At 54.1% G+C, this 12,893-nt stretch carries 14 protein-coding genes; 10 read left to right on the top strand and 4 right to left on the bottom strand.

Translation table 11 applies throughout. The features are described from left to right. Nucleotides 1–13 precede the first annotated feature (13 nt). From NST29_RS14675 to NST29_RS14640, 8 genes are all read left to right on the top strand, one after another. Nucleotides 14–1,468: an ATP-binding cassette domain-containing protein gene (locus tag NST29_RS14675; protein ID WP_339232342.1), complete on the top strand. Its 1,455-nt coding sequence runs from the start codon at nucleotides 14–16 to the stop codon at nucleotides 1,466–1,468. Further along, nucleotides 1,465–2,247 (top strand): energy-coupling factor transporter transmembrane component T, encoded by a 783-nt coding sequence (locus tag NST29_RS14670; RefSeq protein ID WP_033018665.1) that lies wholly within the window; start codon nucleotides 1,465–1,467, stop codon nucleotides 2,245–2,247. The genes NST29_RS14675 and NST29_RS14670 overlap by 4 nt, the downstream gene beginning before the upstream one ends. Before the next feature lie 16 nt (nucleotides 2,248–2,263). Then, nucleotides 2,264–2,875 (top strand): thiazole tautomerase TenI, encoded by a 612-nt coding sequence (tenI, locus tag NST29_RS14665; protein ID WP_339233002.1) that lies wholly within the window; start codon nucleotides 2,264–2,266, stop codon nucleotides 2,873–2,875. Beyond that, nucleotides 2,872–4,011, top strand: coding sequence for a glycine oxidase ThiO (thiO, locus tag NST29_RS14660; RefSeq protein WP_033018663.1), 1,140 nt, complete (start codon nucleotides 2,872–2,874; stop codon nucleotides 4,009–4,011). The genes tenI and thiO overlap by 4 nt, the downstream gene beginning before the upstream one ends. After that, a complete protein-coding gene (gene thiS / locus NST29_RS14655) occupies nucleotides 4,008–4,211 on the top strand; it encodes a sulfur carrier protein ThiS (protein ID WP_033018662.1) in 204 nt (67 codons plus the stop codon). The genes thiO and thiS overlap by 4 nt, the downstream gene beginning before the upstream one ends. Before the next feature lies 1 nt (nucleotide 4,212). Continuing rightward, on the top strand, nucleotides 4,213–4,980 hold the full coding sequence (locus NST29_RS14650; RefSeq protein WP_033018661.1) for a thiazole synthase: 768 nt from the start codon (nucleotides 4,213–4,215) through the stop codon (nucleotides 4,978–4,980). Next, entirely contained in the window at nucleotides 4,977–6,005 is a 1,029-nt protein-coding gene (locus NST29_RS14645) for a thiazole biosynthesis adenylyltransferase ThiF (protein ID WP_033018659.1), read from the top strand. Before NST29_RS14650 ends, NST29_RS14645 begins: the two co-directional genes overlap by 4 nt. A 217-nt stretch (nucleotides 6,006–6,222) precedes the next feature. Further along, a complete protein-coding gene (locus tag NST29_RS14640; protein ID WP_033018658.1) occupies nucleotides 6,223–7,494 on the top strand; it encodes a hemolysin family protein in 1,272 nt (423 codons plus the stop codon). 164 nt (nucleotides 7,495–7,658) lie between these two features. Here NST29_RS14640 and NST29_RS14635 read toward each other — a convergent pair whose 3' ends face one another. After that, a complete protein-coding gene (locus tag NST29_RS14635; protein WP_033018657.1) occupies nucleotides 7,659–7,871 on the bottom strand; it encodes an alpha/beta-type small acid-soluble spore protein in 213 nt (70 codons plus the stop codon). Between the two features lie 614 nt (nucleotides 7,872–8,485). Here NST29_RS14635 and NST29_RS14630 point away from each other — a divergent pair. Further along, nucleotides 8,486–8,728, top strand: a complete 243-nt coding sequence (locus tag NST29_RS14630) for a hypothetical protein (protein ID WP_033018655.1) — start codon at nucleotides 8,486–8,488, stop codon at nucleotides 8,726–8,728. A gap of 94 nt (nucleotides 8,729–8,822) precedes the next feature. On the opposite strand, the gene ugpC is transcribed toward NST29_RS14630, so the two are convergent. Beyond that, nucleotides 8,823–9,935 (bottom strand): sn-glycerol-3-phosphate ABC transporter ATP-binding protein UgpC, encoded by a 1,113-nt coding sequence (gene ugpC / locus NST29_RS14625; protein WP_033018654.1) that lies wholly within the window; start codon nucleotides 9,933–9,935, stop codon nucleotides 8,823–8,825. A gap of 275 nt (nucleotides 9,936–10,210) precedes the next feature. Between ugpC and NST29_RS14620 the strand changes: the two genes are divergently transcribed. Beyond that, nucleotides 10,211–11,659 carry an IS66-like element ISGst1 family transposase gene (locus NST29_RS14620; RefSeq protein WP_033019592.1) on the top strand — a complete coding sequence of 483 codons (1,449 nt, stop codon included), beginning with the start codon at nucleotides 10,211–10,213 and terminating at the stop codon, nucleotides 11,657–11,659. Nucleotides 11,660–11,709: 50 nt separating this feature from the next. On the opposite strand, the gene NST29_RS14615 is transcribed toward NST29_RS14620, so the two are convergent. Both NST29_RS14615 and NST29_RS14610 read right to left on the bottom strand, forming a co-directional pair. Next, a complete protein-coding gene (locus NST29_RS14615) occupies nucleotides 11,710–12,570 on the bottom strand; it encodes a helix-turn-helix domain-containing protein (RefSeq protein WP_339232338.1) in 861 nt (286 codons plus the stop codon). 73 nt (nucleotides 12,571–12,643) lie between these two features. Further along, entirely contained in the window at nucleotides 12,644–12,832 is a 189-nt protein-coding gene (locus NST29_RS14610) for a hypothetical protein (protein ID WP_033018653.1), read from the bottom strand. Between the last annotated feature and the right edge of the window lie 61 nt (nucleotides 12,833–12,893).

Raw genomic sequence — 12,893 nt, 5'->3', positions numbered from 1 at the left:
GCGGCGAAGAAAGATGAAAGAAGCGGTATCGATCGAGCGGCTGCGCCTGAAATTTCCCGGGCGCGCCGGGCTGTTGTTTTGCGATTTGTCGCTTTCGATCGCTCAAGGGGAGAAAGTGCTCCTCCTTGGCCCGTCGGGATGCGGCAAATCCACGCTATTGCAAGTGATGGCCGGCCTTATTCCCAATTCGATTGACGTGCCGATGAAAGCCGAGCGTCTCGAGCGGCCGGAACGCTGGGGGTACGTGTTTCAAGACCCGGATGCTCAGTTTTGTATGCCGTATGCGGATGAGGAGATCGCGTTTGCCTTGGAAAATCGAAACGTGCCGCGCGAGCAGATGCCGGAGCGCATTCGCGCGCTGTTGGATCAAGTCGGCTTGGCCATTGCGCCGCACACCGACATTCATACGCTTTCGGGAGGAATGAAACAGCGTCTTGCTTTGGCGTCTGTATTGGCGCTGGAGCCGGATGTGCTGTTTTTGGACGAACCGACGGCTTTGCTTGACGAGGAAGGAACGAAAGCGGTGTGGCAAACGGTCAAACAAGTCGGTCGGGAGAAGACGGTCATCATCGTCGAACATAAAATTGACCATGTGCTCGATTTTATTGACCGTATCATTTTGCTGGGGCGCGATGGTCAAATTATCGCCGATGGTGAGGCGAAAACGGTGTTTTCCCGCTATAAGCACGCCATTGGCGCCCACGGCATTTGGTATCCAGGCATCTGGGACGACTACGGATGGCCGGAGCGGCGCGCGGTCAGCGAAGAGGGCGAGGAGCTGCTTCGCCTTTCTCAGTTTCGCGGCTTTAGGAGGAAAGAGGCAAAAATTGAGGTTTCCGAGGCGGCGGTGAGAGCCGGCGAGTGGATCGCTGTCACGGGAAAAAACGGCGCCGGCAAAAGCACGTTGCTGCATGCTTTGATGCAACTCATTCGCACCGAAGGACGCTATCAGCTGTTTGGAGACGACATCAGCGAGCGGCAGCCGCTGCATCGCGATATCGCGTTTGTGTTTCAAAATCCCGAATGGCAGTTTGTCACCCATTCTGTCCGCGATGAACTCGCTTATTCCCTCAAGCTCCAAGGGCGCCCGGCGGCGGAAATCGAAGCGTTGGTTCACCGCTTTTTGGTCGAGTTTGACCTGATCGAGCAACAGGATACGCACCCGTACCAATTGTCGGTCGGGCAAAAGCGGCGGCTGAGCGTAGCGTCTTCCGTCATCGCCGGCCAGCGCCTTCTTTTGCTCGACGAGCCGACCTTCGGACAGGATGCGAAAAATACGTTCGCTTTGCTCGAACGGCTCGAATCGCAGCGCCAGCAAGGAGCGGCGGTCATCATGGTGACGCACGATGAGCACATTGTCCGCCGTTTTGCCACAAGGCGCTGGGTGATTGAAGACGGTGCGCTTGTCCGCGACGAGCCGTTGGACGTTTGCCGGTTGGCGATTGCCAAGAGGGGGATGGGACGATGAAGTGGGAAATCTCGCATCGGGAAACATGGCTTTATGAGGCGAATCCGACGCTGAAGCTCGCGGTGCTTGTCGTGCTCTTTTTGGCCGTGCTGTTGATTCACAATCCGAATGTGCTCATTAACTTGTCGCTAGCTCTTTTCCTTTTGTTTTGTTTTGGCACGGGGTATCCGGCGAACGTTTTATTCTGGATGTTTTTGCCGTTTTTCCTGATCTTTTTTTCCAGCGCCTCATCGATGATGATGTTCGGAGAAGGAACGACCACATGGTTCCGCTGGGGGCTGATCCATATTACAGCGGAGAGTTTTTGGCGCGGGCTGCATCTAGGATTTCGCGCCTTGGCGCTCGGGCTGCTTGGACTCATCTTTGCGTTGACCACCCGGCCCGTGCCGTTGTTTTACTCCTTGATGCAGCAGCTGAAACTGAAACCAAAGTATGCCTACAGCTTTTTGGCGGCGGTGCGGCTGTTGCCGATCATGCTCGAGGAGCTGCAAACGATTCGCCATGCGTTAAAGGTGCGAGGGGTGCCGCGCCAGGGCGGACTTGGCAAAGTGAAGCGCTACGCCATTCCGCTGTTGTCGCAAAGCATCCGCCGCGCCCAACGCATCGCGGTGGCGATGGAAGCGAAACAGTTTTCCGGAAGCGGTCCGCGCACGTTTTATTATGAGATCGGATTTAGCAAATACGATGGTTGGTTTGTCGCGCTGTTCGCTGCGTTCCTGTTTGCCGCTTATTACGTCGGGATCCACTATCCGTATATTCCTATCCGCGATGTGCGGTAGAAAGTCAGGGATGAAGATGGGTGTCCTTCATTTGGTTTCCACGGGCCGGCAGACAGCAGCGCAATTGGCTGCTATTTGTGCACGCGTTCATCCGTATGCCGATGCCATTCACGTCCGCGAAAAGGGAAAAACGGCGCGCGAGGTGGCAGAGTTTGTGGTCGCGCTGTTGCGGGCAGGGGTGCCGGCGCAAAAAATTATCGTCAATGACCGGGTTGATGTGGCCGCGGTCTACGGCGTCAAAGGGGTGCAACTCGCTTATCACAGCCTGCCGGTGCGCGCCGTTCGCCGCACGTTCTCGGATTTGGAGATCGGCTGTTCAGTGCATGGACCGATCGAGGCGAAACAAGCCCAACAGGCTGGTGCTCATTTTTGCTTGTACGGCCATGTGTTTCCGACGGAAAGCAAGCCGGGTCTAGCGCCGCGCGGGTTGGATGGGGTGGCGGACGTCGTTCGGGCTGTGCAAATTCCGATCATTGCGATCGGCGGCATTCATGCCGGCAACGCGCGTTCCGTTCTGAAAGCCGGCGCGGCGGGAGTGGCGGTATTGTCGGCGGTTTTTTTGGCGGAAGATCCTGTGCGGGAAGCGAAACAGCTCGCTGAGATCGTAAAGGGGGAGAGGATCGAGTGACAGCGTCTTCGTATGATGTCATTGTGATCGGCGGGGGAGTGATTGGGGCCGCTGTCGGATGGGAGCTCGCTAAGCGGCGGCATCGCGTTGCCATATTTGACATAGGGAAGGCGGGCAAAGAGGCATCAAGCGCCGCTGCTGGCATGCTCGGAGCGCAATCGGAATTTTCCGCGCCAAGCCCGCTCGTCCCGCTCGCTTTACAAAGCCGGGCGCTCATGCCGTCATTGGCTGCCGAGCTGAAAGAGCGGACCGGGATGGACATTGAATTGGTGGAAAAAGGGTTGATCAAAGCGGCGACAACGGAGGAAGAGGCGGACGATTTGCGCCGTCACTACGCGTTTTGGCGCGAGAGGGGCGAACCGGTGCACTGGCTTACCAACGAGGAAGTGCGGGAGATCGAGCCGCAGCTTCATGCCGAGGCGCTGACAGGGGCGATGTGGATTCCGGGCGATGGGCAGGTGAGCGCTCCCAACCTAGCCGCCGCCCTTGTGTCGGCGGCCGTTTCCGCTGGCGTTCATCTATATGAATATGCGGAAGTGCTGGATATTCGCTCCGGAGGCGGCGGTCATCTCGTCGATACGGCCGTCGGCACATTCGCCGCTGAGGCGGTCGTCATTGCTTCTGGAGCGTGGGCGGCTCGGCTCGGCGCCAAGGCGGGGCTTTCGCTCTCCATGTTCCCTGTTAAGGGGGAGTGTCTCATGGTGCGGGCGCACGTCCCTTTGTTGCGAACGACAGTGTTTGCGAAAAACGGCTGTTATATCGTCCCGAAGGCGGGGAACCGCTTGCTGATCGGGGCCACATCCACCCCCGGCACGTATGATCGCCGCATCTTGGCTGGCGGTCTGGCTCGCTTGTTGTTTCAAGCCGCTCATTTGCTTCCGGCCGTTGAACAAGCGGAATGGGTCGACGCATGGAGCGGAATTCGGCCGCAGACGAAAGATGGATTGCCGTATATTGGAGAACATCCTGAGCGGCCAGGAGTATTCGTGGCTGCCGGTCATTACCGCAACGGCATTTTGCTTAGCGCCGTCACCGGAGCGATTGTGGCTGACTTGGTCGAGCGAAAGAAGCCGGCGTTTGATTTGTCGCCGTTCGCGCTGACGCGTCATGCCGAAGAAACGGAGGGGGTCAAATGACGTTAACGATCAACGGGGAAACGGTCACGGTGCCCGATGAAGTCAAAACGGTGAGCGATTTGCTCTCCTATTTCCAGCTTACCAATAAGCTGGCGATTGTCGAAGTCAATGTGCGCATCATTGAAAAACATGAGTACGGTACAACCGCGCTCGCCGATGGCGATCGCATCGAAATTGTTCATTTTGTAGGAGGCGGTTGAGATGCTGAACATTGGCCCATATTCGTTTTCTTCGCGGCTATTGCTTGGCACTGGCAAGTATCCGAGTTGGGAAGTGCAAAAAGCGGCGGTGGAAGCGTCAGGAGCGGAAATTTTGACGTTCGCCGTTCGGCGGATGAACATTTTTTCTCCGGAGCAGCCGAATGTATTGGAACAGCTCGATGTCACCCGCTACAAGCTGCTCCCGAATACCGCTGGGGCAAAAACGGCGGAAGAGGCGGTGCGCATCGCGCGACTGGCCAAAGCATCGGGGTTATGTGATATGATTAAGGTGGAAGTGATCGGCTGCGACAAAACGTTGCTTCCTGATCCGGTCGAAACGTTGAAGGCGGCAGAGAAGCTGTTGGAAGAAGGGTTTATCGTGCTGCCGTACACATCAGATGACGTCGTGCTGGCTAGGCGGCTCGAGGAGCTCGGCTGCCATGCGATTATGCCGGGAGCGTCGCCGATCGGGTCAGGGCAAGGCATCGTCAATCCGCTCAACTTGAGTTTCATTATCGAACATGCGACGGTGCCGGTGATCGTTGACGCCGGGATCGGCAGCCCGGCGGATGCGGCGCTGGCAATGGAGCTTGGTGCGGATGGGGTGTTGCTCAATACGGCCGTTTCTGGCGCGGCGGATCCTGTGAAAATGGCGAGGGCCATGAAGCTGGCGGTGGAGGCGGGACGGCTCGGCTATGAAGCCGGACGCATCCCGAAAAAGCGATACGCGTCAGCAAGCAGCCCGATGGAAGGAATGAGCATTGTTTGAATGGACGCTATTCCCGACAACAGTTGTTTGCGCCCATCGGCGAGGAAGGGCAAACCAACATTCGGAGGAAGCATGTGGTAATAGTCGGCGCCGGCGCGCTCGGGGCAGGCAACGCCGAGGCGCTCGTGCGCGCCGGCATCGGCAAATTGACGATCATTGACCGCGATTATGTGGAATGGAGCAATTTGCAGCGCCAGCAGCTCTACAGTGAAGCCGATGCGATCGCACGGCTGCCGAAGGCGATCGCCGCGAAGCGGAGGCTTGAACAGATCAACAGCGAGGTCGAGATCGAGGCGATCGTTGGCGACGCCGGGCCGGAAGAGCTCGAAGCGATCGCGGCTGAACAGCGCCCGGATGTATGGATTGACGCGACCGACAATTTTGATACGCGCCTTGTGCTCAACGATGTGGCTTATAAATATCGCATCCCGTGGATTTACGGCGCTTGCGTCGGCAGCTATGGCCTCAGTTGCGCGTTCATCCCGGGCCGCACCCCTTGTCTGTACTGTTTGCTTGAAACGGTGCCGCAAGGAGGATTGACGTGCGACACGGCGGGGATCATCGGTCCAGCAGTGCAAATGGTGGTCAGCTATCAAGTGGCGGAAGCGTTGAAAATGTTGGTGGAGGATTGGGCGGCGCTTCGCGGCAAACTTGTTTCCTTTGACCTTTGGACGAATGAATACGCCGCCGTTCGCATTGACGCGGTGAAAAAGGAGGATTGTCCGACATGCGGACGCCACCCATCGTACCCGTTTCTTTCCTACGACCAGCGGACAAAGGCGGCAGTGTTGTGCGGACGCGATTCGGTACAAATCCGCCCACCTGTCCAGCGCGAGTACGAGATCGATGAGCTGGCGGAGATGTTTCGCCGCCAAGGGCTGCAGACGGAAGCGAATCCGTATCTTGTGGCCGTGTCGCTTGGCGGCGGCAAACGGCTTGTCGTGTTCGCCGACGGCCGCGCGCTCGTGCATGGCACGAAAGACGTGCACGAGGCGAAAACGATCTATTATCGCTACTTAGGATGAACAGGGGCGGCAACTGGTCAGCCGCCCCGTTAGTTTTGGATGGACATGGAAGTTTCGTACCCTCTCTATAGTCAGTTGGCAAAAAATTTGTTATATTTAAAGGGAAGCGTCTTTTGATTGCTTCAGCGCTGCGAATGGTGTTTGCGCAAGCATGTTTCGGCCAAAAAATGGGTATGAATGAACATAGTCATGTTTCCGTTAGGAGTGTGAAGATTCATTGGAAGAGTGGCCGTTAAGGTTATTCGGATGGTTTTTCCTGTTCTTGTTCGCAAACGTCCTGTTTGCCTCAGCGGAAGCTGCGTTTTCTCAAGCAAGCAAAGCCCGATTGCGCCAGTACGTGGAAGACAATCCGCAAAATAAGCGCTTGCAAGCGGTGTTTGGCCAACTTGACCGCGTGTTGTTGGCGCTGGCCGTTGCCAACCGGTTGACGGGTGTAGTAGCCATCGCGTTGTTTCTTGATATCGCCGTTTCCCTTTTTGGGGAACGGATCGGTTTGCTTAGTGGAATTGCGATAATGACGGTGTTATCGGTGGTCTTCGGTGAAATTTTGCCAAAATCGATGGCGAAAGAGCAGGCAGAATCGCTGGCGGTTCGGTACGCGAGCCTCGCTTACGGGTTGATGAAATGGATGACGCCGGTTACCGCTTCCTTTCACGTTTTAAAAGAGCGGATCGCTCGGCGCTTTGCCAACGGGGTCGCCGTGCCAGCGGTCACGGAGGAAGATATTAAAGTGATGGTTGAGTTGAGCGAAGAGGAAGGGGTTATTGACAATAAAGAAAAAGAGCTCATTCAACGTTCGCTCGATTTTGATGAAATTTTAGTCGAAGAAATTTTTACGCCGCGCGCCGATATGGTCGCGGTGGAAGTGAACCAGTCGATTGAAGAAATTCGCGACGTGTTTTTGGAGGAAAAATATTCGCGCATCCCGGTGTACGAGGGCGACATTGACAATGTGATCGGGATTTTGTCGGAAAGCGACTTTTTCGGCGAACTGGTGCGGAAGCGGGAAGTGCGCATCCGCGATTTGCTCCGTCAACCGTTGTTTGTCGTTGAGTCGATGAAAGTGTCCGACTTGTTGCCGGAGCTGCAAAAAAGCAAGGTGCATATGGCCATCGTCGTTGATGAGTTTGGCGGCACGGCTGGCCTGATCACGCTTGAAGATATCATCGAGCAAATCGTCGGCGAAATATGGGATGAACATGATGAAGCGGTGAAAACGGTGCGCCAAATCGATGAGCACAGCTTTGAGTTCAACGCTGAGCTGCCGTTGGATGAATTTTGCGAGGTAATGAACATCGAGGTGCCTGAAAGCGAATCCCATACGTTGGGCGGTTGGATTTTCGAGATGTTTGAGCGCATTCCGTCCGTTGGCGAAACGCTGCAGTACGGGCCGTTGACGTTCACCGTTCGTCAGGTGGACAATCGGCGCATCCGCAAAGTGCTCGTCTCCATGAGCCCACCGCTCGCCGAACAAGCGGGAGGCGTTTAATCCGCCGTTTTTCGCAAGGTTCTTTTCGTCGAGCGAGATAAGGCCAACGAACCGCGCCAGCCGGAACGGAATCGGTTGCAATAAAGGAACATAGCAACGAAAGAGGGTGTCCCGATCTTGGGACACCCTCGTTTGCCATCTATATCAAGTTGTTGGCCGTGCTGTTATTGAATGTGGCCGAATTGGCCGCCAAGATGTTGTTGAGCCATGGCAACAAGGCGTTTCGTAATTTCGCCGCCGACCGAACCGTTCGCGCGAGAAGTCGTGTCAGCCCCAAGGTTTACGCCGAATTCTTGGGCGATTTCATACTTCATTTGATCGATCGCTTGTTGAGCACCAGCGACTAACAGTTGGTTGTTGGTATTGTTGCGTGCCATAGTTAGATCATCTCCTCGTGAAAGAATTTTGATGGCTGGGTTGGCTGGATTTGCACCAGCGTTGCACGCCGTAAAGCGCGCTGCCAAGCTTGGCTGAACCCACCGCCCATCTGTTGTTTCGCCAGCTGTCCCGTTGCAACGGATTTGGCTGTTCCGCTGGCGGTACTCATAGTTTGGGACGTTTTTGTCTCGTTATTCGTTCAAAAGATATGGGAATTTTTTACGTTTTATCATCGCTGCGATTAGGGAATAGATAGGTTGTAATCAACCATTTCCGATCTCCATGTCCCGTCTTGATTACCTGACAAGCTGGTGCGGTGACAGAAGAGCGAACCATGCCATGGAAAACAAAATGGCAGCTTATTAAAGGAACAGCTGGTAGCGTCAAACGGGTGATCGAAATTTCGCACCGATCATCCCATTAGGCAGGGGGAAAGCGGGATGGCCCCTTGACCAAGAACAGCTTAGAAGTTTGGGAAAAAACGGCTGCCACGAGCCAATCAGCGGCATGTCGCCAAAAAGAAGGCTGATTTCGCTAGGCTTCTTTCATCGAGAAACAAATGGAACAGCATTATTTCGTACGAAATCACCGACCCTTTAGAGGAGGAAGCAGCATGAACGTTTGTCCGCTTTGCAACGGGCTGCGCCGAGTAACGGTGTATTGCAGCAGCTGCCGGCAGCCAATGGAGGATCAAGGAAAGGTGACCGATTATTTTGATGATTACAGCCCGTATATGGATGCGGATATGATGAAACAATTCGACGGTTACGCACGTACATACACGAATCATGAATGTGTCCATCTGTTTTATTGTCCGCGCTGCCAGGCGGAGGAAGTGCGATTTATTCAAGAATAAGCGGTCGAGTGATGTCATAGCGCCGACTGGCAAAAAAAAAAAAAACGGCGTCCCAGCTGGAGGAACGCCCGAGTGTATAGGAAAACAAAGGGGGTTACTTTTCGTTCGCCGCCCGGATGCGCCGCTCGGTTTCGACATCAAAGAAGTGCGCTTTGTTCATATCGAGCGCCAAGTCGATTCGGTGCCCCGGCTTAATTTCCGTGCGGGCGTCAATACGGGCGACCATTTCTTGGCCATCGATGCTGAAGTAAATCATCGACTCGGCCCCAAGCAGCTCGGCGACTTCCACGTGCGCTGTTACTTTCGTGGCCGGTGAGGCTTCCAAGAAGAGCGGCTCATCGTGAATGTCTTCCGGACGGATCCCTAAAATGACTTCTTTGCCGACATATCCTTGTTCACGGAGCACTTTCATTTTCCCTTCCGGAATGCCGAACGAGGTTTGGCCGACGACAAACTTGCCGTCTTGCAGCGTTCCGCGCAGGAAGTTCATGGCTGGCGAACCGATAAAGCCGCCGACAAAAATGTTTTCCGGTTTCTCATATACTTCGCGCGGCGTTCCGACTTGCTGAATGACGCCGTCTTTCATGACGACAAGGCGAGTGGCCATCGTCATGGCTTCCGTTTGGTCGTGAGTGACGTAAATCGTCGTCGTTTCCAAACGTTGATGGAGCTTCGCGATTTCCGAGCGCATTTGCACACGCAGTTTGGCATCCAAGTTCGAGAGCGGCTCGTCCATTAAGAATACTTTGGCATCGCGAACGATGGCCCGCCCTAACGCAACGCGCTGCCGCTGCCCGCCGGAGAGCGCTTTTGGTTTGCGGTCCAAATATTGTTCAAGCCCCAGAATGCGGGCGGCTTCGCGCACGCGTTTGTCAATTTCCGCCTTCGGGAATTTGCGCAATTTTAAGCCGAACGCCATATTGTCATAAACGCTCATATGCGGGTAAAGCGCGTAGTTTTGGAACACCATCGCGATATCGCGGTCTTTCGGCGGCACGTCGTTCATTCGTTTGCCATCGATGTAAAGATCGCCTTTGGAAATTTCCTCAAGGCCGGCGATCATCCGCAATGTCGTCGATTTGCCGCAGCCGGACGGGCCGACGAAGACAATAAACTCTTTGTCTTGGATATGCAAGTTAAAGTCTTTGACAGCTGTGACGTTGTTGTCGTAAATTTTGTAAATATGATCCAAAATGAGCTCTGCCATGGCCAATCCTCCCGCTTGTTGAAATCGGTTTCCTCTAGCTTTAGAGTATAGAAAAATAGAAACATTCGTAAATGGACAACATGCACAAAAAACGGCGGCCCATTTTCGGCAGCCTGCCCAACGTTACGGACGGCGGCGATGCAAAATAGCGAGATACATCGCCGCCGCCCCTTTAAATCGCTTGGTAACTATTCAGCCACATCATAAAGTGAGCTGAATATTTTTTGCTTTTCCTGTCCATGATGTGAATATTGATAGACAAGGAGGTGAATCGCATGTTGACGGTACAACAAGCTGTATTTACAGTTGAAAGCTTAATCAGCAAAGCCCAACAACAAAAGCAGCTCATTACTCACCAACAACAAGTCATTGAGCAACTGTTGAAAGAAAACAAACAGCTACGCAAAGAAAATGAACAACTGAAGTACCGTGTTCAAGAGCTGGAAGCACGCACGAAAAAAAACAGCTCCAATAGCCATTTGCCCCCATCTTCTGACCGTTTTGAGAAAAAGCGTTCCTCCCGCGAGCCGTCTGGCAAAAAGCTTGGTGGGCAAGAGGGACATGAGGGGAAGACGCTCCGTCAAGTGGAACATCCACATCATCGTGTCGTCCACCGTGTGCATACGTGTCAAGGATGTGGAGCTTCTTTGCGTGAAGTCAAACCGTTCAAAGTCGATATCCGTCAAGTGTTTGATGTCCCTCCTGTGGCGATCGAGGTGACACAACATGAACGTGAAGTGAAATCGTGTCCACATTGTCGATGCGTGCAACAAGCCGAATTCCCATCCCATGTCACGAATCATGTGCAATACGGTCCACGGCTCACGGCGCTCGTTGTTTATTTACATCATATCCAATTGATCCCGTACAAGCGTTTAAGTGATACAATCGAAGCGTTATATCAACACTCGATTAGTACGGGAACTCTTGCCAATATGGTGAAACGAGGACGCGAATCGTTGGAATCCAATATGGACATCATCGAAGACGCCTTACTTGAATCCAACATCCTGCATGTCGATGAAACGAGTTTGCGCATCAATGGGAAACTCGCATGGGTGCATGTCGCGTGTACATCGAGATATACATACTTGGCTCCTCACGCTTCTCGTGGAAAAAAAGCGACCGATGATATCGGGATTCTTCCCCGATATGAAGGGACGATGATGCACGATGCGTTCGGTACGTATCCGAAATACACACATGCCACCCATGCCCTTTGTCATGCCCACCATTTGCGTGAGTTAAAAGGATTCATCGAACAGGGGCATACGTGGGCGATGCGCATGACCACGTTTCTGTTAGCCGCCAAGCAAGCCGTCGAAGCCCATCACGGTGCACTTTCCGAAGAAGAAGCGAGACGGTGGGAACGAGTGTATGATCGCATCCTAGAAAGAGCACAACACCGATTAGAAACGATGACGCCTCTTCCGAAAAAAGCACTCGCTTTTGTTCGACGCCTTCAAAAACGAAAGGAAGAAGCGCTGCGTTTCTTACGTGAAGTACATGTTCCCTTTGATAACAACCAAGCCGAACGCGATCTTCGCATGGTCAAAGTCAAAGAGAACATTTCGGGTACGTTTCGCGAAGAAACATTCGCGCAGTCGTTTTGCATCGCAAGAAGCATCGTTTCCACACTGACGAAACACGAAAAAAACGTGTGGGATTCGTTATGTCTTCTGTTGGCAGGCGAAACGATCGATCGAGTTCTTTCCGCTACCTAGGGCATTTTCTATGACCGAAATGCCCTATTTGTGCTGGGCTTTTTTATACACTAGCACTGGGGTGAATAGTTACATCGCTTGATATCGAGACCGGTCTGCTCGGTCCATTTCTCGATGCGATATTGCAAACTGTTGCGATGCATGTAAAGGGCTTTCGCCGCCATCGAGACGTTTAAGTTGCACTGGAAAAACGTCTCGATCGCTTGGAGGTCATCTTCCTCCAGCTCGTTGAGAAACGAAAAGAGGCGATCGACGTTTCCGCTGTCCGTTTCGCCTGCAACGAGCGGAAGCAAGATGACGTCTTCCCATTCGTACACCGTTTGTTTCGGCCAAAAGCGCCGAGCGGCGGCGAAACATTCTTTTTCGAGAAGGAACGATTCGCGCAGATGGCCATCGGCGGGGCGGATCGGGCCGATCAGCACGTGGATGGCGGCATAAAAATCGGCGGCGAGCGCTTCGGCCATATCGACAAGCGGCGGCCGCTCAGCGGTCCGTTTCGGCTTCGCTTCGACGATGACCCCGCGATGATCTTGCTCCCAGACGATCGTGATCGGCGAGGAAAATAAGCCGCGCAGGGCATCGGCAAAATCGTCTCTAGGGACGATCGGCCGGTTCGCAGTGAAATGAATAAACCGGCAGTACGGCGCGGTGAGTTGGACGAGCGCCGCCGGGTCACCGCAGGCGATCCATCGCTTCCATGCCCGTTCCGCTTCTCCTTCCGGTGTGCGCCGCCCGCTGGCCGGTGTGAAAAAGAGCGACAGCAGCCGCCGCTCCCGGTCGGTCAACCGCTGTTTGGCAATGCCGATTTCATCCCCGTCTGCCGTATAAAACCAGTCATACGCTTCCGGCTGCTCCGTCTGGCCGTTGATGATGATATCCCCAGCATAAAGCGACTCGAGCTCTTTAAGCATCGCGCGCCATCCTTTCTGTCGTTTTGCATCCATTATAACAAAATCCGACTTCCCTTGGGGGAAGTCGGAGCGGTCAATCGCCGGCCTCGTGAGGCGGTTCCTCTTTGACGAGATCGCGCGCTTCTTCGATGTTGACTTGTTCACCGTGGCCGTAGACCATGCCGCCGGCCATTCCTTCATTGATCATGCGATCGATGTCCCACTCATACTCATCTCTTCCTTCATATAAGGCATCTTGGCGCCCCGTTTCTTTCCGTTCCATCGTTCTCTCCTTCCTTTTTGTTTTTTCTAGTTTGTCCGAAGTCGTCATCGTCTATCCGCTT

It is taken from the genome of Geobacillus sp. FSL W8-0026 (assembly GCF_037966255.1).
GTDB lineage: Bacteria > Bacillota > Bacilli > Bacillales > Anoxybacillaceae > Geobacillus > Geobacillus icigianus.
Note: the sequence above shows the minus strand (reverse complement) of the source record. Positions and strands in the feature narration are given on the sequence as shown.

Bases quoted from the DNA above. Each gene is read 5' to 3' on its own strand.
- NST29_RS14675 (WP_339232342.1), top strand. From the start codon at position 14: ATGAAAGAAGCGGTATCGATCGAGCGGCTGCGCCTGAAATTTCCCGGG.
- NST29_RS14670 (WP_033018665.1), top strand. From the start codon at position 1,465: ATGAAGTGGGAAATCTCGCATCGGGAAACATGGCTTTATGAGGCGAAT.
- tenI (WP_339233002.1), top strand. From the start codon at position 2,264: ATGGGTGTCCTTCATTTGGTTTCCACGGGCCGGCAGACAGCAGCGCAA.
- thiS (WP_033018662.1), top strand. From the start codon at position 4,008: ATGACGTTAACGATCAACGGGGAAACGGTCACGGTGCCCGATGAAGTC.
- NST29_RS14650 (WP_033018661.1), top strand. From the start codon at position 4,213: ATGCTGAACATTGGCCCATATTCGTTTTCTTCGCGGCTATTGCTTGGC.
- NST29_RS14635 (WP_033018657.1), bottom strand. From the start codon at position 7,871: ATGGCACGCAACAATACCAACAACCAACTGTTAGTCGCTGGTGCTCAA.
- NST29_RS14630 (WP_033018655.1), top strand. From the start codon at position 8,486: ATGAACGTTTGTCCGCTTTGCAACGGGCTGCGCCGAGTAACGGTGTAT.
- ugpC (WP_033018654.1), bottom strand. From the start codon at position 9,935: ATGGCAGAGCTCATTTTGGATCATATTTACAAAATTTACGACAACAAC.
- NST29_RS14620 (WP_033019592.1), top strand. From the start codon at position 10,211: ATGTTGACGGTACAACAAGCTGTATTTACAGTTGAAAGCTTAATCAGC.
- NST29_RS14615 (WP_339232338.1), bottom strand. From the start codon at position 12,570: ATGCTTAAAGAGCTCGAGTCGCTTTATGCTGGGGATATCATCATCAAC.
- NST29_RS14610 (WP_033018653.1), bottom strand. From the start codon at position 12,832: ATGGAACGGAAAGAAACGGGGCGCCAAGATGCCTTATATGAAGGAAGA.